The sequence below is a fragment of the Mycolicibacterium neoaurum genome, from assembly GCF_036946495.1.
In the GTDB taxonomy this organism is placed as follows: domain Bacteria; phylum Actinomycetota; class Actinomycetes; order Mycobacteriales; family Mycobacteriaceae; genus Mycobacterium; species Mycobacterium neoaurum_B.
Map to the genome: position 1 here is coordinate 3,986,073 of NZ_JAQIIX010000002.1, position 23,185 is coordinate 4,009,257.

Annotated in this window: 21 protein-coding genes and 1 pseudogene; 13 read left to right on the top strand and 9 right to left on the bottom strand. The window is 67.5% G+C overall.

The genetic code is table 11. From position 1 onward, the window contains the following. Window positions 1–25 precede the first annotated feature (25 nt). Window positions 26–244, top strand: a pseudogene (locus PGN27_RS24585) (MerR family transcriptional regulator); the annotation flags it as partial. 165 nt (window positions 245–409) lie between these two features. On the opposite strand, the gene PGN27_RS24590 reads toward PGN27_RS24585, so the two are convergent. Beyond that, window positions 410–1,168: a 3-oxoacyl-ACP reductase family protein gene (locus PGN27_RS24590; RefSeq protein ID WP_335328463.1), complete on the bottom strand. Its 759-nt coding sequence runs from the start codon at window positions 1,166–1,168 to the stop codon at window positions 410–412. A 115-nt stretch (window positions 1,169–1,283) separates the two neighbouring features. Next, window positions 1,284–1,730 carry a MarR family winged helix-turn-helix transcriptional regulator gene (locus tag PGN27_RS24595; RefSeq protein WP_335328464.1) on the bottom strand — a complete coding sequence of 149 codons (447 nt, stop codon included), beginning with the start codon at window positions 1,728–1,730 and terminating at the stop codon, window positions 1,284–1,286. 67 nt (window positions 1,731–1,797) lie between these two features. Here PGN27_RS24595 and PGN27_RS24600 point away from each other — a divergent pair, with 67 nt between their 5' ends. After that, entirely contained in the window at window positions 1,798–3,024 is a 1,227-nt protein-coding gene (locus PGN27_RS24600) for a multidrug effflux MFS transporter (RefSeq protein ID WP_335328465.1), read from the top strand. Here the strand turns inward: PGN27_RS24600 and PGN27_RS24605 are convergent. From PGN27_RS24605 to PGN27_RS24620, 4 genes are all read right to left on the bottom strand, one after another. Continuing rightward, window positions 3,003–3,872, bottom strand: a complete 870-nt coding sequence (locus PGN27_RS24605) for an amino acid ABC transporter permease (RefSeq protein ID WP_335328466.1) — start codon at window positions 3,870–3,872, stop codon at window positions 3,003–3,005. The genes PGN27_RS24600 and PGN27_RS24605 overlap by 22 nt on opposite strands. Window positions 3,873–3,933: 61 nt before the next feature. Next, complete coding sequence (locus PGN27_RS24610) at window positions 3,934–4,614, bottom strand: amino acid ABC transporter permease (protein ID WP_335328467.1); 681 nt, start codon at window positions 4,612–4,614, stop codon at window positions 3,934–3,936. 13 nt (window positions 4,615–4,627) lie between these two features. Continuing rightward, window positions 4,628–5,440 (bottom strand): glutamate ABC transporter substrate-binding protein, encoded by an 813-nt coding sequence (locus tag PGN27_RS24615; RefSeq protein WP_335328468.1) that lies wholly within the window; start codon window positions 5,438–5,440, stop codon window positions 4,628–4,630. A gap of 16 nt (window positions 5,441–5,456) precedes the next feature. Then, the gene (locus PGN27_RS24620; protein WP_036461747.1) at window positions 5,457–6,185 is read right to left on the bottom strand and encodes an amino acid ABC transporter ATP-binding protein; all 729 of its coding nucleotides are present in this window, start codon (window positions 6,183–6,185) and stop codon (window positions 5,457–5,459) included. Between the two features lie 99 nt (window positions 6,186–6,284). On the opposite strand from PGN27_RS24620, the gene miaB reads away from it, so the two are divergent. Together miaB and PGN27_RS24630 are read left to right on the top strand one after the other, a co-directional pair. Then, window positions 6,285–7,823 carry a tRNA (N6-isopentenyl adenosine(37)-C2)-methylthiotransferase MiaB gene (gene miaB / locus PGN27_RS24625; protein WP_335328851.1) on the top strand — a complete coding sequence of 513 codons (1,539 nt, stop codon included), beginning with the start codon at window positions 6,285–6,287 and terminating at the stop codon, window positions 7,821–7,823. Beyond that, a complete protein-coding gene (locus PGN27_RS24630; protein WP_335328469.1) occupies window positions 7,811–8,383 on the top strand; it encodes an Rv2732c family membrane protein in 573 nt (190 codons plus the stop codon). The genes miaB and PGN27_RS24630 overlap by 13 nt, the downstream gene beginning before the upstream one ends. On the opposite strand, the gene PGN27_RS24635 is transcribed toward PGN27_RS24630, so the two are convergent. Continuing rightward, window positions 8,380–9,732 (bottom strand): DUF349 domain-containing protein, encoded by a 1,353-nt coding sequence (locus PGN27_RS24635; RefSeq protein WP_335328470.1) that lies wholly within the window; start codon window positions 9,730–9,732, stop codon window positions 8,380–8,382. The genes PGN27_RS24630 and PGN27_RS24635 overlap by 4 nt on opposite strands. Window positions 9,733–9,923: 191 nt before the next feature. Between PGN27_RS24635 and PGN27_RS24640 the strand changes: the two genes are divergently transcribed. From PGN27_RS24640 to hflX, 5 genes are read left to right on the top strand one after another with little or no spacing between them, the layout of a single operon-like run. After that, window positions 9,924–10,805, top strand: a complete 882-nt coding sequence (locus PGN27_RS24640; RefSeq protein WP_335328471.1) for a DMT family transporter — start codon at window positions 9,924–9,926, stop codon at window positions 10,803–10,805. A 9-nt stretch (window positions 10,806–10,814) separates the two neighbouring features. After that, window positions 10,815–11,480, top strand: a complete 666-nt coding sequence (locus PGN27_RS24645; protein WP_335328472.1) for a class III extradiol ring-cleavage dioxygenase family protein — start codon at window positions 10,815–10,817, stop codon at window positions 11,478–11,480. Then, window positions 11,477–12,394, top strand: coding sequence for a tRNA (adenosine(37)-N6)-dimethylallyltransferase MiaA (gene miaA, locus PGN27_RS24650; protein ID WP_335328473.1), 918 nt, complete (start codon window positions 11,477–11,479; stop codon window positions 12,392–12,394). Before PGN27_RS24645 ends, miaA begins: the two co-directional genes overlap by 4 nt. An 8-nt stretch (window positions 12,395–12,402) precedes the next feature. After that, a complete protein-coding gene (dapF, locus tag PGN27_RS24655; protein ID WP_335328852.1) occupies window positions 12,403–13,257 on the top strand; it encodes a diaminopimelate epimerase in 855 nt (284 codons plus the stop codon). 45 nt (window positions 13,258–13,302) lie between these two features. Continuing rightward, a complete protein-coding gene (hflX, locus tag PGN27_RS24660) occupies window positions 13,303–14,715 on the top strand; it encodes a GTPase HflX (protein WP_335328474.1) in 1,413 nt (470 codons plus the stop codon). A 67-nt stretch (window positions 14,716–14,782) separates the two neighbouring features. On the opposite strand, the gene PGN27_RS24665 is transcribed toward hflX, so the two are convergent. After that, window positions 14,783–16,294, bottom strand: coding sequence for a PE-PPE domain-containing protein (locus PGN27_RS24665; RefSeq protein ID WP_335328475.1), 1,512 nt, complete (start codon window positions 16,292–16,294; stop codon window positions 14,783–14,785). Between the two features lie 142 nt (window positions 16,295–16,436). Here PGN27_RS24665 and PGN27_RS24670 point away from each other — a divergent pair, with 142 nt between their 5' ends. The 4 genes from PGN27_RS24670 to PGN27_RS24685 are packed head-to-tail and all read left to right on the top strand — an operon-like array spanning window position 16,437 to window position 20,888. Then, window positions 16,437–17,642 carry a thiolase family protein gene (locus PGN27_RS24670; RefSeq protein ID WP_335328476.1) on the top strand — a complete coding sequence of 402 codons (1,206 nt, stop codon included), beginning with the start codon at window positions 16,437–16,439 and terminating at the stop codon, window positions 17,640–17,642. After that, window positions 17,642–18,058, top strand: coding sequence for a Zn-ribbon domain-containing OB-fold protein (locus tag PGN27_RS24675; RefSeq protein ID WP_335328477.1), 417 nt, complete (start codon window positions 17,642–17,644; stop codon window positions 18,056–18,058). The genes PGN27_RS24670 and PGN27_RS24675 overlap by 1 nt, the downstream gene beginning before the upstream one ends. Window positions 18,059–18,066: 8 nt before the next feature. Continuing rightward, complete coding sequence (locus tag PGN27_RS24680; RefSeq protein WP_335328478.1) at window positions 18,067–20,280, top strand: acyl-CoA dehydrogenase family protein; 2,214 nt, start codon at window positions 18,067–18,069, stop codon at window positions 20,278–20,280. Next, window positions 20,277–20,888, top strand: a complete 612-nt coding sequence (locus PGN27_RS24685; RefSeq protein ID WP_335328479.1) for a TetR/AcrR family transcriptional regulator — start codon at window positions 20,277–20,279, stop codon at window positions 20,886–20,888. Before PGN27_RS24680 ends, PGN27_RS24685 begins: the two co-directional genes overlap by 4 nt. On the opposite strand, the gene PGN27_RS24690 is transcribed toward PGN27_RS24685, so the two are convergent. After that, window positions 20,801–23,161: a molybdopterin-dependent oxidoreductase gene (locus PGN27_RS24690; RefSeq protein WP_335328480.1), complete on the bottom strand. Its 2,361-nt coding sequence runs from the start codon at window positions 23,159–23,161 to the stop codon at window positions 20,801–20,803. The two genes, PGN27_RS24685 and PGN27_RS24690, sit on opposite strands and share 88 nt — an antisense overlap. Window positions 23,162–23,185 lie beyond the last annotated feature (24 nt).

The following is a 23,185-nucleotide window of genomic DNA, read 5'->3' on the forward strand; positions in this document are numbered from 1 at the left end:
ACGCTAGAGCTTCACGCCAGCGTGAATGTCAACACCGAGTCCGGAGTTCACCGACGTGCTGATCGGTGAGCTGGCCGCAGCGGCCGGTGTCAGCACCCGCGCGCTACGTCACTACGAGGACCGGGGACTGCTGGTCCCCGGCCGGACGGCCAATGGTTACCGACGGTACCGTCGCCGGGACGTCACGCGCGTGCTGCAGATCCAGCTGATGATCGGCGCCGGACTCGGCACGTCGACCATTCGGCAGTACCTCGACTGTGCCCGCACCGATGAGCGAGGGACATACCTGCACATGTGTCCCGACCTGCGGGCCGCTCTCGACGAGGTGGCGGGCCGTCTCGACGAGCGTCAGGCCCAGATCGACGAGACCCGGTTCCGGTTGAAGGTGTTGGCCGCGGGAGCGGCTGCCTCAGATCAAGAAACCGCCGTCGACGTTCAAATTGATACCGGTGATGTAGCCGGAGTCGGGGGCGGCCAAAAAAGCCACGGCGGCGGCGACATCGCCGGTCTGCCCGTAATGGCCGACAGCCAGTAGCGGGGTCATCTGGTCGGCGAGCGGGCCCTCGGCGGGATTCATATCGGTCGCGATCGGTCCGGGTTGGATGTTGTTGACGGTAATACCGCGCGGACCGAGTTCGCGGGCCAGCCCGCGGGTGAACCCCGCAACCGCCGCCTTGGACAACGCATACACCGAAAAGGCCGGTACCGGAACGCGCTCGGCGTTCACACTGCCAATATTGATGATGCGCCCGCCCGTGCCGAGGTGCGGTACTGCGGCCTTGGTGGCCACGAAAACGCCGCGCACGTTGATGCTCATGATGCGGTCGAATTCCTCGAGGTCGAAGTCCTCGATGAGTGCGCCGGAGGCGACGCCGGCGTTGTTGACCAGGATGTCCAGCCCGCCGAGTTCTGCCACGGCGGTCTCGACCGAGGTGGTGACGGCTTGCGCGTCGGCGGAGTCGGCCTGGATGGATACCACCTTGGCGCCCGCGGTGGTCAGTTCGTCGACCAGCTGTTCTGCCGGGGTCGGCGAGGAGTTGTAGGTGAAGGCGACCGACGCACCGTCGGCGACCAGGCGGCGCACGATCTGGGCGCCGATACCGCGCGAGGCACCGGTCACCAATGCGCGGCGCCCTGCCAGTGGTGCGTGACGTGTGTTATCGGTCATGACGTCCTCCGAGAGCTGGAACGGTTCGTGCGAACCGATCGGTTGTTGACCCTGTTGAGATAACAGTGCACGCCGTGCTTCATTCCCGGGACCGATTCAGCCCGGCCGAACGTGGCTACTGCAGCCCGCGTTCCAGCGCGGTCAGCAAGCGCAGCGTCGCGGGAAGATCGTGGTGATCGTCGACGGCGCCGCCGATGGCCTCACCGATGACGGAGGCCCAGACGGCGCGGATGCGGGTGAGATCTTCGGCAGCCAGTTGTGTTGTGCGAAGCAGGAATTGGCGATTATCGGCGGGATCCGGGGATCGTTCGACCAGGCCCTTGCGTTCCAGGTCGCGCAGCGCCCGGCTCAGGTTGCTGCGTTGCAGGTCTGTTCCGGCGGCGACCGCGCTGGGGCCGATGCCGGGGTGGTGGTCGATATAGCGCAGCACCGTCACCTCCGTCGTGGAGAGGTCGAGTACGGACGGATCAGCCATGGTGCGGGCCCGGATCGCGCGGGACACCGCCATCAGGAGGTCGGCCAGGTCGGCGAGCTGCTCGGTGTGAGCGGATCGAGCTTGCATGATCGTCACCCTACCTGATAGTTATAGATATATAACTATCATCTGATAATCAATTTGGAGCCGCTGCATGACCACCTCTGTCGACACCCCGCACACAGACGCGGCACCGCGAATCACCGTCGGCCTCCTTGTCACCCTTGCGCTGTTGTCGGCGGTGGCCCCGTTCGCCACCGACCTCTACCTGCCCGCCTTCCCCGAGATGGTCGACGATCTGCATACCTCGCCGACCACCGTCCAGCTGACCCTGACCACGTTCCTGATCGGCCTGGCGCTGGGGCAGTTGATCTTCGGCCCACTCTCCGATCGTTATGGGCGGGTGAAGCCGCTGTGGATCGGTGCCGCGATCTGTGTGGGTGCCAGTGCGGTCGCGGTGTTCGCCCCCACCATCGAGGTGCTCATCGCCGCCCGGCTGGCGCAGGGCCTGACGGGTGCGGCGGGCATGGTGATCGGCCGCGCCATCATCTCCGACCTGGCCACCGGCCGTGCCGCTGCCCGGGCTTTCAGCCTGATGATGATCGTCGGGGGCGTCGCTCCGATCATCGCTCCGCTGGCCGGCGGCTTCCTCGTCGGTCCGTTGGGTTGGCGCGGCGCGTTGGCGATCATCCTGGTGCTGGTCGCCCTGATGCTCATCACCGCGCTCATCGTCATCCGCGAGACGCACACCGAGCAGCGTCGCGCCGCGCTGCGCGCCGAGAAGGTCGCCGCGGGCTCGCCATTGCGTCAATTGCTCGGACGTCGCTATATCGGCAACGTTGTCGCGTTCGGCTTCGCCTTCGCGGTGCTGATGGCCTATATCTCGGCCTCACCGTTCGTCTACCAGACGATGATGGGCCTCAGTGCGGCCCAGTACGGTGCGGTGTTCGGGGTCAACGCCCTCGGCCTGCTGCTGGTGAGCGCGCTGAGCGCCCGGTTGTCGGCCCGCACCGAACCGCACGTCCTGGCCACCGCCGGACTGGCGGTCATCACCGTCGCCAGCGCCGCCGTGCTGGCGCTGGCCTGTACCGATCTCGCGGCAGGCTGGCTGGCGCTCCCACTGTTCGCCGCTGATGCCGGCATGGGTCTGATCTTCGGCACCACCACCGCGCTGGCACTGTCGGCAGCGCCGCGGGCAGCAGGTAGCGCCTCGGCGGTATTGGGCGCCACGCAGTTCCTGCTGGCCGCCGCCGTCTCACCCCTGGTGAGTCTGGCCGGTGAACACACCGCGGGCCCGCTGGGCCTCGTGATGGTGTGCTGCTCGGCGATCGCCAGCGCCGGTCTGGCGCTGGCCCGCAATCACACTCCCGGACCGTCCTGATCCAACGGCTTGGCGGCCAACGGTTGCGGGCCCTTCTTGGACCGCCGCAGCCTGGCCTCGAGTCGCGTGGCAAACGAGGAGAGGGCGAAGTTCAGTCCGATCATCAGCACGGCGATGACCATCAGTGCCGGGATGTAGTTGCTGTAGGCGGAACCGACGCTCTGGGCCTGGCGCACCATCTCCACGAACGTGATCTGATAGCCGATCGCGGTGTCCTTGAGCACGACGACCATCTGCGACACCAGGACCGGAAGCATCGAGGTGATGGCCTGGGGGAGCTGCACACTGGACATGGTCTGCGTCCACGTCATCCCCAGGGCCGAGGCGGCCTCGGCCTGGCCGCGGGGCAGCGCGTGCACACCGGTGCGCACGATCTCGGCGATCACGGCCGCGTTGTACAACGTCAGACCGGTGATCACCCCCGCCAGCGCCAGGTACTCCGAGGCGAACACGCCGTACATCGCGAACAGCGCGTAGGAGAACAACATCATGATCAGCACCGGGACCGCGCGGAAGAACTCCACGAACACGCCGCAGCCCCAGCTGATGGCACGCACCGGTGAGAGCCGGCCGATTCCGAGCAGGCAGCCCAGCACCAGGGCCAACACGATCGACACCGCGGCGGCGGTCAGCGTGCCCTCGATACCGGGAAGCACATAGGTCGTCCAGAGATCGGCGGTGAAGAACGGCTGCCACTTGGCGGCATCGAACTGCCCGGCGTCGGCGAATTTCCACGCCACCCAGCCCAGGATCGCGGCGAACACGATGACCGTCAGCACGGCCAGGATCAGGTTGATGACCCGTGCCCGGGGGCCGGGCGCGTCGAACAACACTGACGAACCGGTCATCAGTGCTCTCCGTTCTTCGCTCGAGCGCTCACGCGTTGTCTGTTCTTCGCGCAAGCGCTCATCACCGCAACACCGCCCAGCGCTTACCCAGCCAACCGAACAGCAAGCCCATCGGCAGGGTCAGGATGACGAACCCGATGGCGAAGATGCCACCGACCACCAGTAGTGCCGAGGTGTTCTCCACCATCTCCTTCATCAGCAGGGCCGCCTCGGCCACACCGATCGCCGAGGCGATGGTGGTGTTCTTGGTCAGCGCGATCAGCACCGAACCAAGCGGGATGATGACCGCTCGAAAAGCCTGTGGCAGCAAGATGATCCGGAGATTCTGCGAGAAGGTCAGGCCGAGCGAGCGCGCCGCCTCGGCCTGACCCATCGGCACGGTGTTCACCCCGGAGCGGATGGCCTCACACACGAACGCCGCGGTGTAGACCGTCAGCCCGAGCACCGCCAGGCGGAAGTTGCTGTCCACGATCGACGTCGGCGACGTCGGGTCGGTCAGCGTGATGTGCAGCGTGTTGGCCAGGCCCAGCGAGCAGAACACCAGGATGAGGGTCAGCGGGGTGTTGCGCACCACGTTGACGTAAGTGGTGCCCACCGCCCGCATCACCGGTACCGGTGAGAGCCGCATCGCAGCCAGCACGGTGCCCAGCACCAGCGCGCCTATCCCCGCATACACGGTCAGCTCGATGGTGACCAGGAACGCGGCGAAGATCCGGTCCTGGTACTCGCTGAAAACTTCCACCCGGTGCGATCCGCTACTTCGTGACGGCGGGCGGCTGGGGTGTGGCGATACCGGCGGGGCCCAAGTTCTTCTCGAACGCCGCGGCCCACTTGCCCTCGGTCTCCATCTTGGTGATGGCGTCGTTGATCTTGGTCTGCAGTTCGGTGTCGTCCTTCTTCAACCCGATACCGTAGTTCTCCTCGGAGAACGGTTCGCCGACCAGCTTGAAGGTGCCGGGCTGCTGCGCGGCGTACCCGGCCAGGATCACCTCATCGGTGGTCACCGCATCGATCGCACCGCTCTTGAGGGCCTCGACACAGGCCGAGTAGGTGTCGTATTGCTGCAGCTGGACCCCGGGGTATTTGTCCTTGATGCGCTGGGCCGGGGTCGAGCCGGTGACCGAGCACAGCTTCTTGTTGTTCTCCAGTGACTCGGCGCCGACGATGTCGGAGTTGTCGGCCCGCACCAACAGGCTCTGGCCAGTGACCAGGTAGGGGCCGGCGAAGCTGACCTTCTCCTTGCGCGCGTCGGTGATCGAGTAGGTGGCGGCGATGAAGTCGACCTGTCCGTTCTGGATCAGCGTCTCGCGCTGACCGGACGGGGCTTCCTTCCACTCGATCTGATCGGGGGTGTAGCCGAGCTGTTCGGCGACATAGGTCGCCACGTCGACGTCGAACCCGCTCATCGACCCGTCGGGGTTCTTCAGCCCGAGTCCCGGCTGGTCGAACTTGGTACCGATGACCACCTTGTTCTCGTCACCGCCCGATCCGCCACCACAGGCGGCCAGCGTCAGCGGCAATGCCGCGGCCAGTACGGCGGCAGCGGCCACCCGAATTCGAAATGACATCACGTGCTCCTTCGATTCAGTGATTGAGAATCTTGCCGAGGAAGTCCTTGGCACGGTCGGATTTCGGATTGCCGAAGAACTCCTCCGGCTCGGCGTCCTCCACGATCGCGCCGTCGGCCATGAAGATCACCCGCTGTGACGCGCGCCGCGCAAAGCCCATCTCGTGGGTGACGACCAGCATCGTCATCCCCTCGGTGGCCAGGTCGGTCATGACGGCCAGCACCTCGTTGATCATCTCGGGGTCCAGCGCGCTGGTGGGCTCGTCGAACAGCATCACCTTCGGGTTCATCGCCAACGACCTGGCGATGGCGACCCGCTGCTGCTGCCCGCCGGAGAGCTGCGCGGGGTACTTGTCGGCCTGGTTGGCGATACCGACCCGATCCAGCAGTTTCATGCCCTCGGCACGCGCGGCGTCCTTGGCGATCTTGCGCACCTTGATCGGCGCCAGCATGACGTTCTCGATGATCGTCTTGTGGGCGAACAGGTTGAACGACTGGAACACCATGCCGACATCGGAGCGTAGCTGCGCCAGTTTGCGGCCCTCCGCGGGCAGCACCTCACCGTCGATGGTGATGGTGCCCGCGTCGATCGGCTCCAGCCGATTGATGGTGCGGCACAAGGTGGATTTGCCCGAACCCGACGGGCCGAGCACCACGACGACCTGACCGCGCGGGACGTCGAGATTGATGTCCTTGAGCACGTGGAGATCGCCGAAATGCTTGTCGACAGCCTGCATCGAGATCATCGGGACCGAAGCCGCGGTGGTCATGGGCTTTGACCCTACCCAGGGAACGCTCAGGATGGGCGGTATCGACACCCCCGTAACATGAACGTCGTGAGTTCCATGGTTGCTGCCGACGCACAGGCGGATCTTGCGGCACCCGCCGACGTCGATGCGCGCACCTATCAGGTGCGCACCTACGGCTGCCAGATGAACGTGCACGATTCCGAACGGCTGTCCGGCCTGTTGGAGGCCGCCGGTTACACGCGCGCCGCCGAGGGAACCGATGCCGACATCGTCGTGTTCAACACCTGTGCGGTGCGCGAGAACGCCGACAACAAGCTCTACGGCAACCTCAGCCACCTGGCACCGCGCAAGGCGGCCGACCCGAACATGCAGATCGCTGTCGGCGGGTGTCTGGCCCAGAAGGACCGGGACACCGTGCTGAAGAAGGCGCCGTGGGTCGATGTGGTGTTCGGCACCCACAACATCGGATCGCTACCGGTGTTGTTGGAGCGGGCGCGACACCAGCGTGTCGCCCAGGTCGAGATTGCCGAGGCCCTGCAGGAGTTCCCATCAGCGCTGCCGGCCGCACGTGAATCCGCTTATGCCGCTTGGGTTTCGATATCGGTCGGCTGTAACAACACGTGTACGTTCTGCATCGTGCCCGCGCTGCGCGGCAAGGAGGTCGACCGCCGCCCCGGCGAGATCCTGGCCGAGGTGCAGACCCTCGTCGACCAGGGTGTGCTCGAAGTCACGTTGTTGGGCCAGAACGTCAACGCATACGGCGTCTCTTACGCCGACCCGACGATCCCGCGTAATCGGGGTGCCTTCGCGGAGTTGTTGCGCGCCTGCGGAACCATCGACGGACTTGAACGGGTGCGGTTCACCTCGCCGCATCCGGCCGAATTCACCGACGATGTGATCGAGGCGATGGCCGCCACCCCGAATATCTGTCCGACACTGCACATGCCGTTGCAGTCCGGGTCCGACCGCATCCTCAAGGCGATGCGCCGGTCCTATCGAGCCGAGAAATTCCTCGGCATCATCGACCGGGTCCGGTCCGCCATACCGCATGCGGCCATCACCACCGACATCATCGTCGGGTTCCCCGGCGAGACCGAGGAGGATTTTCAGGCCACCCTCGATGTGGTGGCCCAGGCGAGATTCGCCAGTGCCTTCACCTTCCAGTACTCCAAGCGGCCGGGCACCCCCGCCGCGACATTGCCCGACCAGTTGCCCAAAGAGGTTGTCAGCCAGCGGTATCAGCGGCTCATCGATCTGCAGGAACAGATCTCGTGGTCGGAGAACAAGGCCCAGGTCGGTCGCGAGGTCGAGTTGCTGGTCGCTGCGGGCGAGGGTCGCAAGGACGCCGCCACCGCACGGCTGTCCGGGCGTGCACGCGATGGCAGGCTGGTGCACTTCGACGCCGGCGGCGCCGATATCCGCCCCGGCGACATCGTCACCACCACGGTGACCCGAGCCGCCCCACACTTCCTAATCGCCGACGGCCCGGTTCGCACCCATCGCCGCACCCGTGCCGGCGACGCGCATGCCGCCGGTCTGCGGCCGGTGACCGGGGTCGGCCTCGGCATGCCGGGCATCGGCGCGCCGGCGGCGGCCACCACCACCGATTGTTCGACGTCTGGATGCGCATTGTGAGTGAGAAGAACCCGCCGGAGTTCGAGGACTTCAAGGACGACCTGGAAGCGGCCGAACGTCGCGTCGCCGCAGAGATCGACCCCGGTGCCCGGGCGATGGTGGTGGCGGTCTGTGTCTTCGTGCTTCTCGGCACCTTCGTGCTGCCGCACACCGGATCGGCGCGCGGACTCGACATCCTGGTGGCCAGCGATGCCGCGCACGCCACCGGTCTGTCGTTGCCCTCGCGCGTATTTGTCTGGTTGGCGCTGGTCTTCGGTGTCGGATTCTCGATCCTGGCGCTGCTGACCCGGCGCTGGACGCTGGCCTGGATCGCACTGGCCGGCACCACCGTCGCCTGTCCGGCGGGCATGCTCGCGGTGTGGTCCCGGCAGACCGCGGCCGGCGATCTGCCCGGACCGGGCATCGGCCTGATCATCGCCTGGATCGCGGTGCTGGTCCTGGCCTTCCACTGGGCACGGGTGGTGTGGACGCGTACCGCGGTGCATCTGAGTGCCGAGGAAGAGCGACGCGCGGCGATCGCCGCCCAGCAGCGCAAGTCGCTGCTGGACGACGAGGGCTAACGCTTCTTGGTGACGGCCTCGGCGGCCGTACCTGCCCACTCGCGCCACTGCGCGGCACTGGCACGGGCCTTCTCGGCATCCTTTGTCTTGCCGGCCGCCTCGGCCTTCTCCGCCTGGCGCTCGAACTGCTCGGCCCGTTCCCGGAACTGGTCGGCACGGGCCTTGGCCTCGGCATCGGTGTGATCGACGGTCTGCGCGTCGCGGACCTTCTTCTCCACCGCCCGCAACCGGCGCTCCAGGTCAGCCGATCGCTCGCGGGGCACCTTGCCGATGGCATCCCATTTGTCGCCGATCGTGCGCAGCGCGGACAGCGCGGCCTTGGGGTCGGAGATGTCGATGCGCTCGGCCTCGGCCAGCAGCTTTTCCTTTGCCTCGGCATTGGCGCCGAACTCGGCGTCCCGCTCGGCGTTCATGGCGTTGCGGGCGGCGAAGAAGGTGTCCTGGGCAGCCTTGAAACGGGCCCACAGTGCATCGTCGACATCCTTGGTCGCTCGCCCGGCAGCCTTCCACTGGGCGAGCAGTTCGCGGAAGGTCGCCGCGGTGCCCGCCCAGTCGGTGGAGTCACTGAGCTTCTCGGCCTTCTCGCACAAGGCCTCCTTGGCCTGCCGCGCACCGACCCGCTCGCGGTCCAGCTCGGCGAAGTGCGAGCCCCGGCGCCGGTTGAAGGTCTCGCGCGCCGCCGAGTACCGCTTCCACAGCGCATCATCGGTCTTGCGGTCCAGCCCGGTGATCGTGCGCCATTCGTCGAGGATGGCGCGGAGCCGGTCGCCGGCGGCCTTCCATTGGCCGGTGGCATTGGCGATCTCCTCGGCCTCGGCGGCCAAGGCTTCCTTGCGTGCGGTCTGGGCCGCGCGGTGCTCATCGCGGCGTGCGCGTTCCTCGGCGGCCGCCCCGTCGGCGTGCTCGAGAATGCTGTTCAAGCGGGCCTGCACCGAGTCGACATCACCGAGGACCGCGGCCGTCGGCAGCGTCTCCAGCAGCGCCGTCGCGGCGGACTTGATCTTGCGGGCATCACCGCTTCCGGAGGCCAGCCGGGTTTCCAGCAGCACGACCTCGGTGTTGAGATCGTCGAAGCGGCGACCGAAATGGGCGTACGCCGCCTCGGCGTCACCGGCCTGCCAGGACCCGATGACGCGCTCACCGGCAGAGGTGATGAGCACGACCGTGCCATCGTCCTCGACACGGCCGAAGCGGTGCGGGTCCACCGACGGCGGCACGACCGGAGCGGCGGCGGCCGCCGGCCGGGGATGGGGTGCGGGCCGCGGTCCGGGCCGTGGGATCGGTTTCGGTGTGGGTTTGGGTGCCGACGTCTCGGCAGTCTCGCCCGGCCCTGAATCGCTGGTTGTCATCTCTTCCTCGCACTCCCGCGCGGTTCGACCCGCGCACCTGCCGCGCGACGCGGCGCCCGATGCTTCCGCACGTTATTCAAGCAGGTCGGTCCCGTCCGTGCGCACGGCTTCGCGATGCGTGCGCGATCTGCGGTTGCGATCCGAGCCGCTTTACCGGCAACCTCAGGACCCGAACCCTTCAGGAGGTCGGTTTGGACAAGGCGGATATCGCCGCACTGCTGGCGCTCGGTGCCGCCCTGTTCATCGCCATCGGCGATGTCATCCACCAGCGCTCCGCCCATGAGGTGACCGACGAGGACGTCAGCCACCTCGCGCTGTTCCTGCGCCTGCTCCGCGACCGGGCCTGGTGGGTCGGCAGCCTGGTCTCCGCGGTCGGCTTCGGTCTGCAGGCGGCCGCGTTGGGTTTCGGATCGGTGCTGCTGGTGCAGGCGCTGCTGGTGACCTCGCTGCTGTTCGCGCTGCCGCTCAATGCGCGGGCCTATCGACGTCGGGTGACTCGTTTCGAATGGACGTGGGCGGTGCTGCTGGCGATCTCGGTGGCGGTGATCGTCACCGTCGGCAATCCCACGGAAGGCCAGGCCCGGGCAGGCACACAGGCCTGGCTTGCCGTCGTTGCCGTGCTGGGCCCGGTGCTGGTGTTGTGTGTCGCCGGAGCGCGGCTCTGGTCGGGTAAGCCGATCGGCGCGATCCTGCTCGCGGTGGTGTCCGGCGCGCTGTGGGGGATTTTCGCGATCCTCACCAAGGCCGTGGTGGACCGGCTCGGCGACGGGTTCGCAGAGCTTCTGCGCACCCCGGAGCTGTACGCGTGGGCGCTGGTCGCCGTGGCGGGCACCGCCTATCAGCAAGCGGCCTTCCGGGCTGGTGCGATCACGGCGTCGCTACCGACGATGACGGTGACCGAACCGGTCGTCGCGTCCGCACTCGGTGTCGTGGTGCTGGGGGAGACCTTGCGCCCCGGCGAGGCGGGGTGGATCACCCTGGTGGCTGCGGTGGTGGTGATGGTGCTGGCGACGACCGCGCTCGCGCGCGGCGAGGCGGGCTGGGCCGACGAGCAGGTTTCGCCCGCGCGCTAGCGTGAAGACGTGTTGGCGGCCATTGCACTGATCCCATCCGCGCCGATCCTGGTGCCGGAGTTGGCCGGAGCGGCGGCCGAGGAGGTGGCCGATCTGCGGGCGGCCGTACTGGCGGTCGCCGCGCAGCTGCCGTCACGCTGGGTCGCGGTGGCCACGGGCCAGGACTCTGCCGTCGTGGGCCCGCAGGCGGTTGGAACATTTGCCGGCTACGGCGCCGACATCGTCGTCACGCTGTCGCCGGAATCCGACGGCGCGGTGACCGATCTCCCGCTGGGCGCACTGATCACCGGCTGGGTGCGCGCCAACGCCGCGCCCGACGCCGTGGCCGAGGTGCACATCATCGGACCTGACACCGATACCCGATCCCTGCGTGCGGTCCTGGACGCCACCGATGACCCGATCGGTGTACTGGTGGTCGCCGACGGCGCCAACACCCTGACCGCCACCGCGCCGGGCGGATTCGACCCCGATTCGGTGTCGGAGCAGAACCGGCTCGATGATGCGCTGGCCGCCGGCGACACCGCGAACCTGCCCGAGGTGGCCGTCGGCGCAGTGGGCCGCGACGCCTACCGGGCGGCGGCCGACCTGGTCGGCTCGGCACCGGTGGTGGCCAGCGAGTTCTACCGCGGCGCCCCGTACGGCGTCGGGTACTTCGTCGGGACGTGGCGGCTGTGACACCAGCGCTACGACCGGTCGCCGTGATCGGCCCGACCGGAACCGGGAAGTCCGCGCTCGCGCTGGCACTGGCCCACCAGTTGGGCGGTGAGATCGTCAACGCCGACGCCATGCAGCTCTACCGCGGTATGGACATCGGCACCGCGAAGCTGCCGCTCGAGCACCGCGAGGGCATCGTCCACCATCAGCTCGATGTTCTCGATGTCACCGAGAACGCCTCGGTCGCGCGGTATCAGCACAGTGCGGCCGCCGATATCGAGGCCATCCTGGCGCGCGGTGCGGTCCCGGTGATCGTGGGCGGGTCGATGCTCTACATCCAGTCGCTGCTCGACCAGTGGTCGTTTCCCGATACCGACCCCGCGGTGCGGGCCAAGTGGGAGGCCAGACTGGCCGAGGACGGGGTGGCCGCGCTGCACGGTGAACTGGCGCGCGTCGATCCCGCCGCGGCGGCGGCGATCCTGGACACCGATGCCCGCCGCATCGTGCGGGCCCTGGAAGTCGTCGAGCTGACCGGCGAGCCGTTCGCGGCCTCCGCGCCACGGATCGGCAATCCGCGGTGGGGTACCCAGATCATCGGATTGGACTGGGAGACAGGCACACTCGATATCCGCCTGCGTGCGCGTACCGAGACCATGTTCGCCGACGGGCTGGTCGATGAGGTATCCGGCCTGATCGAGCGTGGCCTGCGCGACGGTGTCACCGCCGCCCGCGCCATCGGCTACGCCCAGGTGCTCGCTGCGTTGGATGCCGGCGACGATCCCGACTTCGTCGGGGCGCGCGAAGCCACCTTCGTGGGCACCCGCCGGTATGTGCGACGGCAGCGGTCGTGGTTCCGGCGCGACCATCGGGTCCGGTGGCTGGACGGTTCGCGCCCGGACCTGGCCGAGGCCGCGCTGAGTATCCTGGACAGGTGAGACTCGGTATCCCCTTCGTCAAGGGACACGGAACGCAGAACGATTTCGTCGTGCTGCCCGACCTGGATGCCGAACTTCCGCTGCACCCCGACTGGGTGGCCACCCTGTGCGACCGGCGTCGCGGCCTCGGCGCCGACGGGGTGCTGCGCGTGACGACCGCCGCCGCGGCCCAGGCGGCCGGGGTGTTCGCGGTGCTGCCCGAGGGTGTGGCCGGCGACGACTGGTACATGGATTACCGCAACGCCGACGGTTCGATCGCCCAGATGTGCGGAAACGGGGTGCGAGTGTTCGCGCACTATCTGCGCACCTCCGGTCTGGAGGACCGGGACGAATTCGTGGTGGGCTCGTTGGCCGGGCCGCGTCCGGTCGTCGTGCGGGTCGATGAGGGCGAGAGCGCACGGGCCGAGGTCACCGTGGACATGGGCAAGGCGGTACTGCTGGGTGCTGGTTCGGCCGTCGTCGGCGGGCAGAGCTTCACCGGGCTGGGTGTCGATGTCGGTAATCCGCACCTGGCGTGCGTCAGCGATCTCAGCGCCGCGCAGCTGGCCGCCCTCGACGTCGCCGCGCCGGTCTCGTTCGACACCAGCCAATTCCCTGAAGGTGTCAACATCGAGGTGCTCACCCGTCCCGAGTCGGGCGCGGTCAGCATGCGGGTCCACGAACGCGGGGTCGGCGAAACACGTTCCTGCGGAACGGGAACCGTTGCCGCGGCGTTGGCGGCGCTGGTGGACGGCGGGGCCGACACCGGTACCCTGCGGGTGCGTATCCCCGGCGGCGAGGTCACCGTCACCATCACCGAGGCCACCAGCTACCTGCACGGTCCGTCGGCCCTGGTGGCCCGCGGTGACTATGCGGGCGATTAATCACATGCGTGCAGCCCGGGCGGCATGTCACCATCGAAAGCACATATGACTGAATTTTCTCCGAACAATCCTGTTCCCAGCACCGGTGAACTCGCCCTGGAAGACCGGGCGGCCCTACGCAGGGTCGCCGGACTGTCCACCGAGCTCGCCGACATCTCTGAAGTCGAGTACCGCCAGCTCCGTCTGGAGCGCGTGGTCCTGGTAGGCGTGTGGACCGAAGGCAGTGCGGCCGATGTCGACGCGAGCATGGCCGAACTGGCCGCGCTCGCCGAGACGGCCGGCTCGGAGGTCCTCGAAGGCCTGGTGCAACGCCGCGACAAGCCCGACGCGTCGACCTATATCGGTTCCGGTAAGGCCATCGAGCTGAGGGAGATCGTCGAGGCCACCGGAGCGGACACCGTCATCTGTGACGGCGAGCTCAGCCCCGCCCAGCTCAACGCCCTGGAAAAGGCCGTCAAGGTCAAGGTGATCGACCGCACCGCGCTGATCCTGGACATTTTCGCCCAGCACGCGACCAGCCGGGAAGGTAAGGCGCAGGTCTCGCTGGCCCAGATGGAGTACATGCTGCCGCGGCTGCGCGGTTGGGGTGAATCGATGTCCCGGCAGGCCGGCGGGCGGGCCGGCGGTGCCGGTGGCGGCGTGGGTACCCGCGGCCCTGGTGAAACCAAGATCGAGACCGACCGGCGCCGCATCCGCGAGCGGATGTCCAAACTCCGCCGCGAGATCAAGGATATGAAGAAGATCCGCGACACCCAGCGCGGCAGCCGACGGCGCAGCGATGCCGCCGCATTGGCGATCGTCGGCTACACCAACGCCGGCAAGTCCAGCCTGCTCAACGCGCTCACCGGCGCCGGTGTCCTGGTCGAGAATGCCCTGTTCGCCACGCTTGAGCCGACCACTCGCCGTGGGGAGTTCGAGGACGGTCGTGCGTTCGTGCTCACCGACACCGTCGGGTTCGTGCGACATCTGCCCACCCAACTGGTGGAGGCGTTCCGGTCCACTCTGGAAGAGGTGGCCGACGCGGAGTTGCTCATCCACGTCGTCGACGGCTCCGATGCCACCCCGCTGGCCCAGATTCAGGCGGTACGGACGGTGATCAACGATGTCGTCACCGAGTACGGCATCGCCCCGCCGCCGGAACTGTTGGTGGTGAACAAGATCGACGCCGCGGGCGATCTCGCGCTGGCCCAGCTGCGGCGCGCACTGCCCGATGCGGTGTTCGTCTCGGCGCACACCGGCGAGGGGCTGGCGCAGCTGCGGACCCGGATGGCGGATCTGGTCGAACCGACCGATGCCTTCGTCGACGTGACGTTGCCCTACGAACGCGGCGACCTGGTGGCCCGCGTCCACGCCGAGGGGCGCATCCAATCGACCGAGCACACCGACAGGGGAACCAAAATCGCTGCCCGCGTCCCGGTTCCGCTCGCCGCAGCGCTCGGGGAGTTCAGTAACTGGTAGTCGACACGGGCAGGCGCACCGTTCATCGGATCCCCCGAGATCCCGGCGATGGGCGCCTGCCCGCGGGTCAGGCGGCCGCCGCGTCGCCGGCGGGCGAGGGATCCGCGTGGGTGTCGGTCTTCGTATCCTCGGTTGTCACGATCGATGTCGTGATGCCCGAATCCTCGGTCTCGGCATCGTCGGGCCGCACCACCTCGACGGTGGGGGTTCGATCTTCTTCCTCGTCACGCAGGTCCTGATCGCGCAGTTCCGCGCGTAGATCATCACCGGACCGGTCCTCTTCGCGCAGGCCCACGCTGCTCGGGTCTTCTTTGAGTAGGTCTTCGGTATCGCCGGACTCGTCGTTGGTCGTAGCGGTATCGAGCGAGTCTGACAGCGGCAGGACATCCGCGCCCTCGGTGTCGGGCGGCGCCGTCAGCCGGGTGCGCTGCTCGTCGGGCACGACGGCCGCCGGCGGTGCCGGTGCCGGGACGGGCTTCGGGCCGAAGGCGGCCTGGAATCCCTCGCCGATCGCGGCGGCGACATCCTGGACGAAGGTCACCGGATTGATCCTGGGGATCAAGCGGAACGGTGCGGGCACACCGTAACTGAGGGTGCGGTCATAACCGGTCTCGATGAGCACTCGCAGCAGCGGGGAGACGAAATCCACGATCGGCGTGATCAGAAACCCGGTGCCGGTGAAGGCGGCGAATTCGAGGAACGGCCGCACGATCGGCAGCGTGCGGGTCGGGACGGTGACGTAACGGGTGTCACCGTGCACGTCCCAGTTGTCCTCATCGGCCAGTTCGACGGCCAACTCTTCCGGGGTGTAGTCATCGGGCAGCTCGCCGACATCTTTCTGGTTGGGAGCCAGGTAGGTGCCGTGCACGTACCAGAAACCCGCGATGGCATTCAGCACGGCGAGGGCGTTGACCGGGTAGATGGGGAAGTCGGAGACACCGTCGTACTGGAAGGCGATATCGGTGGCACAGATGTGGTCACAGGTGTCGGTGGGGGCGGGCAGCCCGAACGTGGCATCGAGGATCGGCACGTGCCCGAGGAAGGCCAGGCGCTCGAACAGGCCGCCGTTGGGGCGGTTGGTGTTGCCGATCATGACGAAGGACAGGTAGTTCTGGTCCTTGGGGAGTCCGGCCAGATTTCGCTTCTCCCGGCTGACGATGTTGCCGCCCTGGGAGTAACCCATCAGGATCACCGGGGTGTTCGGCGGATTCTGCGCCAGCGTGTCGACCAGCGTGCCGTTGAGCATGGACAGTCCGGCTCCGGTCGACACATCCCATTTGTCGCCGGTCAGGCCGCCCCATCCGGGCAGCGGGATGGGCCAGAACTGCGCGGGGTAGTTGATGCCTTCCAGCGTGCAGTCGTTGTCCGCGGTACACGACGGGTTGAACGGCGCGATGTAGTAGTCCCTGGCGTTCTCCAGATATCCGTCGATTCCGTTGGCGTTGGGGGTGCCCGTGCCGGGGACGATGAGCGCGGTGGCGGCCAGTGCGGCGGCCAGTGTCAGCGTCGAGGCGACCGACACGGCGATCGCGAGGAGCACCGTCATCAGTGTTGTGGTGGCACGCCGTGCAATGCGCATCGGTTCCCCCTCGTCGTGGTCGTCGGCCGGCTCTTCGGATCGTTGCACTCGCGCGGGCTGACGGGGGCGTAAACCGCATATTGAAAATAGAATCTCATTCTAATATCGTTCGGACGTACAGATTATGCGGAGGGAGTGTCCGTTGGGTTTGCGTGGTGAGGCGGCAATCGTCGGGATTCACGAGCTACCCGCGACGCGAAAGCCGACCGGGACCGCGGAATTCACGATCGAGCAGTGGGCGCGGTTGGCGGCTGCGGCGGTGGCCGATGCCGGCTTGTCGGTACACCAGGTCGACGGACTGGTGACATGCGGGGTCATGGAGTCCCAGCTGTTCGTGCCGTCCACGGTCGCCGAGTATCTGGGCATTGCGGTGAACTTCGCCGAGATCGTCGATCTCGGCGGAGCCTCGGGTGCGGCCATGGTGTGGCGCGCGGCGGCGGCCATCGAACTCGGGCTCTGCCAGGCGGTGCTGTGTGCCATCCCGGCCAACTACCTGACGCCGATGTCGGCCGAGCGTCCCTACGATCCCGGTGACGCGCTGTTCTACGGAGCCTCCAGCTTCAGGTTCGGCTCGCCGCAGGCCGAGTTCGAGATCCCCTACGGCTACCTCGGCCAGAACGGCCCGTATGCCCAGGTCGCCCAGATGTATGCGGCCGCATACGGATACGACGAGACCGCGATGGCCAAGATCGTCGTCGACCAGCGGGTGAACGCCAACCACACACCCGGTGCGGTGTTCCGGGACAAACCGGTGACCATCGCCGACGTCCTGGACAGCCCGATCATCGCGTCCCCGCTGCACATGCTGGAGATCGTGATGCCCTGCATGGGGGGATCAGCAGTGTTGGTCACCAATGCCGAACTGGCCCGCATGAGCCGGCACCGTCCGGTCTGGATCAAAGGATTCGCTGAACGGGTGCCCTACAAATCCCCGGTCTATGCCGCCGACCCACTCCAGACACCGATGGTGAAGGTCGCCGAATCCGCCTTCGGGATGGCCGGCCTGACCCCGGCGGAGATGGACATGGTGTCGATATACGACTGCTACACCATCACTGCCCTGCTGACGTTGGAGGACGCGGGCTTCTGCGCCAAAGGAACAGGGATGCAGTTCGTCACCGACCACGACCTGACCTTCCGCGGTGACTTCCCGATGAACACCGCGGGCGGTCAGCTCGGCTATGGCCAGCCCGGCAATGCCGGTGGCATGCACCATGTGTGCGATGCCACCCGACAGCTCATGGGACGTGCCGGGGCAGCGCAGGTCGCCGACTGTCACCGTGCCTTCGTCTCCGGCAACGGCGGAGTGCTCAGCGAGCAAGAGGCTCTCGTCCTGGAGGGGGATTGATGACCGACCCGATGGTACGGCCGCTACCACTGCCCACGCCGACCTCGGCACCGTACTGGGACGGTCTGCGCCGGCACGAGGTGTGGGTCCAGTACTCACCGTCCTCGGATGCCTACGTGTTCTATCCGCGCATCCTGGCTCCCGGCACCCTGGCCGACGATCTGCAATGGCGCCAGATCTCGGGTGAGGCGACCCTGGTCAGCTTCGCCGTCGCTCAGCGTCCGGTCGCCCCGCAATTCGCCGATGCCGTTCCGCACCTGCTCGGTGTGGTGCAGTGGACCGAGGGGCCGCGGCTGGCCACCGAGATCGTCGGCGTAGATCCGGCTCGGCTGCGGATCGGTATGGCGATGACACCGGTCTTCACCGAACCCGACGGCGCAGATATCACCCTCTTGCATTACACCGCGGCCGAATAGGGGGAGACATGGCGCTGGCACTCACCGACGAACAGGTACAGCTGACCGAGGCGATGGCGGGTTTCGCCCACTGGCACGGTGGACTGGAACTGACGCGATCGCAGTTCGACGCCCTGGCGGCCGGGGAACGCCCGGCGTTCTGGGCGGCCCTGGTTGCCAACGGACTCAGCGGGGTTCAACTGCCCGAGCAGGGTGGGGGTTTCGTCGATGCCGCCTGTGTCGTCGACGCCGCGGGCTACGGGCTGCTGCCCGGACCGCTGCTCCCCACGATGATCGCCGGTGCCGTTATCGCAGACCTGCCGGAACAACCGGCGGTGCGCGCCGCGCGCGAGGCCCTCGCCGCGGGTGGCCCGATGGCGGTGTTGCTGCCGAGCGACGGCGTCCTCCGCGCCGAACCCGACGGCGCCGGATGGCGGCTGACCGGCACCGCCGGACCACAACTCGGTATCGCGGCCGCCGAACACGTGATCGTTGCCGCCGATACCGATGCCGCGCAACGACTCTGGTTCCTGATCGGGGTCTCGGCTTCGGGTGTGTCGGTGCAGGCGGCCGCCCCGACCGACCTGACCCGCGATGTGGGCACCCTGTCGTGCACCGATGCTCGCGTCACCGCCGATGCCGTGCTGGACGGCGTCGACCCGGTGCGGGCGCGGTGCCATGCGATCGGCCTGATGGCCGCCGAGGCGGCGGGGATCGCACGCTGGTGTGTGGACAATGTGGTCGCCTATCTGAAGGTGCGTGAACAGTTCGGACGCCGCATCGGGGCGTTCCAGGCCCTGCAGCACAAGGCGGCCATGCTGTTCATCGACAGTGAACTTGCCGCGGCCGCCGCATGGGATGCGGCGCGTGGCGCCGAACAACCGACCGACCAGTACCAGACTGCGGCCGCGAGTGCGGCCATCGCGGCGATCGGCAAGCTGCCGGATCTGGTCGTCGATGCCCTGACGATGTTCGGGGCCATCGGGTACACCTGGGAGCATGACCTGCACCTGTATTGGAAGCGGTCGATCAGCCTGGCCGCCGCCGCGGGCAGTGTTGCCGAGTGGGCCGAGCTGCTCGGGGAACCCAACCGGCAGCCAAGGGATTTCGGTATCGAACTGGCCGGTGTGGAAGAGCGGTTCCGCGCCCAGATCGCCGCGCTGATCGATACCGCGGCGCAGCTCGACAATGAGGCGCCAGGCAGGCAGAACCCCGAGTATGCGGAGTTCTGGACCGGTCCGCGCCGCACAATGCTGGCCGATGCCGGACTCGTCGCGCCGTATCTGCCCGCGCCCTGGGGGCTGGACGCGACACCGGCCCAACAGCTCGTCATCAACGAGGAATTCGACCGGCGGCCGGCCCTTGCCCGGCCATCACTGGGAATCGCGCAGTGGATTCTGCCGACTGTCATCGCCGAAGGCACCGACGCTCAACGGGAGCGCTTCGCGGTACCGACGCTGCGCGGTGAGATCGGGTGGTGCCAGCTGTTCTCCGAACCTGGTGCCGGCTCGGATCTGGCGGCCCTGACGACCAGGGCCACCAAGGTCGAGGGTGGCTGGCGGATCGACGGGCAGAAGGTGTGGACCTCCTCGGCGCAGCGCGCCGACTGGGGTGCGCTGCTGGCCAGGACCGACCCCGAGGCTGCCAAACATCGGGGCATCGGCTACTTCCTGGTCGATATGACCACCCCGGGCATCACCATCCGGCCGTTGCGAACCGCCAGCGGGGACGAGCATTTCAACGAGGTGTTCTTCGACGATGTCTTCGTGCCCGACGACATGCTGGTCGGCGAGCCGACCGCCGGATGGTCACATGCGCTGGCCACGATGGCCAACGAACGGGTGGCCATCGGCGCCTACGCCAAACAGGACAAGGAACGCGAGCTGCGGGCCCTGGCCCGCAGTGCCGGGCCCGGGGGAGTCGCGGTCCGCCAGGCGTTGGGCAGGGTGCGGGCCGCCACCAATGCCATCGGCGCGCTGGCGGTGCGAGACACCCTGCGCAGGCTCGCCGGACACGGGCCCGGCCCGGCGTCCAGCGTCGGCAAGGTCGGCACCGCACTGCTGGTGCGCCAAGTGACCGCCGACGCATTGGCCTTCAGCGGTCGTGCCGCCATGGTGGGTGGCGCCGACCATCCCGCAGTAGCCGACACGTTGATGATGCCTGCGGAGGTCATCGGCGGTGGCACCGTCGAGATCCAGCTCAATATCATCGCCACCATGATCCTCGGGCTACCGCGCGCATGACCACCGCCGACACCGAGCTGCCCGACTACAAGCGGGCCCGCCGGGCCCAGATCGTCGGTGCGGCACTGGATCTGCTGAAGTCACAGGACTATGAGCACATCCAGATGCGTGATGTCGCCGATCACGCCCGGGTCGCGCTGGGCACCCTGTACCGATACTTCAGCTCCAAGGAACACGTCTACGCCGCGGTCCTGATGCAGTGGGCGCAACCGGTTTTCGCCGCAGCGGAAGCGGATCTGCCTGCCACCGAACAGCAGGTCCGCGAGAAGATGCGCGGCATCATCACCAGCTTCGAACGCCGGCCGGCGTTCTTCAAGGTCTGCATGCTGCTGCAGAACACCACCGACGCCAACGCCCGCGACCTGATGGATCGATTCGCCACCGTCGCCCAGCGCACCCTGGCCACGGACTTCGCGTCGATGGGAGAACAGGAATCGGCCGACACCGCGATCATGGCCTGGGGCATCATCTCGACCATGCTGTCCGCGTCCATCCTGCGCGACCTGCCGATGGCAGACACCTACCGCGTTGTCGACGCGTTCGTTGATCTGATCGGTCCGCGGCTGTCCAGCGGGGCGAGCGAAGCGACGGGGGCAGGCCGGGACTGACGAAGCACCGGCGGCTCGTGCGCACGGACCGGGGGGAGCGGCTGCCCGTACCGTTGTACCTCGACGAGTACATGGGCGCCGGTGCACCCCTGCGCCAGCGACGAGGTGCCCACATCCTCGGTGAGCACATTCGGATTGCCGTGCACGCACAGTGAATCCGGGTCGGTGGGATCCAACGGGTCATACCAGGCACCGGTGGCGAGCTGGACCACCTTCGGGCGGATATCGGCATCGATGACCACCCCGGCCAGGCAGGCGCCACGATCGTTGAACACCCGCACCACATCGCCGTCGGCGAGCCCCCGCTCGGCCGCATCGGTCGGGTGGATCCGGATCGGTTCGCGGTCGGCCACTTTCGAGCCGCGGCTGACCGCGCCGATATCGAGCTGACTGTGCAATCGACTGCTCGGCTGGTTGGCCAGCAGATGCAACGGGTAATCGGCCGCACGCCGACCGCCCAGCCACTCGGTCGGCTCGAACCAGGCCGGGTGTCCGACGCAATCGGCGTAGCCGAACCCGTCGATATCCGCCGAGAAGATCTCGATGCGCCCACTGGGCGTGTGCAGCGGATGTGTCCGCGGATCGGCGCGGTAGTCGGCCAGCAGGGTCAGCCCGGACTCGGTGGGCAACCTGAGCTGACCGTCAGACCAGAACTGGTCGAAGGTGGGCACCGCGAAATCCAGTCCAGCCGACCATGTCTCATACATGTGCCGCAGCCACTGCCGCACGGTCCTACCCTCGGTGAACTGCTCGCCGACCCCGAGCCGCTCGGCCAATTCGGCGAAGGTCGTGTAGTCGTCCCGCGACTGCGCGTAGGGCTCGGCGAGTGCGGGCATCGCGACCAGCAGCGGGTCGTTCTTGGATCCGGAGTAGTCGTCACGTTCGTAGGCGGTGGTGGAGGGCACGACGATATCGGCGTGCTTGGCCATCGCCGTCCAGTACGGGTCGTGGACGACGACGGTGTCCGGCTTGGCGAGCGCGCGCCGCAACCGGCCGATGTTCTGGTGATGGTGGAACGGATTGCCGCCGGCCCAGTACACCAGCCGGATATCGGGATAGTTGAGCCGACGGCCGTTGTAGTCGAAGGGTTCACCCGGGTGCAGCAGCATATCGCTGACCGCCGCCACCGGAATGAAGGTGTGCACCCGGTTCGCGCCCTGCGGCAGCACCGGCAGCGGCTGGCGCAGCGGCGGCAGGCCCGGTTCGTTCATCGAACCGTACCCGTGTCCGAAACCCGCTCCGGGCACACCGATCTGGCCCAGCATGGCCGCCAATGTCAGACCCATCCAGGGTGCCTGTTCGCCGTGTCGGATGCGTTGCAGTGACCAGCTGACGGTGACCAGTGTGCGTCCGGCGGCCATCCGGTGCGCCAACGCGGTGATATCGGCGGCGGACAGTCCGCTGATCTCGGCCGCCCACGCCGGCGTCTTGGGCACCCCGCCGTCGGTCCCCAAGAGATAGCGCTCGAACCGGTCGTAGCCGGTGCAGTACCCCTCGAGGAATTCGCGGTCGGCCAGCCCCTCGGTGGCCAGCACATGCGCCAACCCCAACATGATCGCCACATCGGTTCCCGGCACGGGCGCGTGCCATTCGCATTCGCCCTCCACGTCATCGCGCAGCGGCGAGAACGACACGATACGGCCGCCACGATCGCGTAACCGGCGCAGTGCGTCGCGGGCCGGATGCGCCGACGTGCCACCGTGATTGATGCCGGTGTTCTTCAGTGCCAGCCCGCCGAAGGCCACCAGCAGATCCGTGTGCTCGACGATGACATCCCAGGACGTCGAACGTTTGAACAGGTCGTCATGGGTGCCCACGACGCGGGGCATGATCACCCCGGTGGCGCCCAGGCTGTACGAGTGCCGCGAGGAGGTGTATCCGCCGAGCAATTTGAGGAACCGATGCACCTGGCTCTGGGCGTGATGAAAGCGCCCCGCGCTGGCCCATCCATACGAACCGCCGTAGATGGCCTCGTTGCCGTGGGCGTCGATGACCCGTCGCAGTTCATCGGCCAGCAGTTCGGTGAGTTCTGGCCAACTGACCGCGATGAATTCGTCGGCACCGCGCCGTTCGCTGGGCCCGGGTCCGTCGCGCAGCCAGCCTGCCCGCACCGCCGGTCCCGTGATGCGGGAACGATGTCGCAGCGAGCCCGGAAGATTCCCCAGCAGGGGAGAAGGATCGGCGTCACCGAGGGCGGGCGTCACCGCCGTGATTTCGCCATCGACCACATCGGCGGAGAAATGGCCCCAGTGGGCGAGGCTGCTGCGTGGCACCGGGCCATCGTAGGGCGATCGACA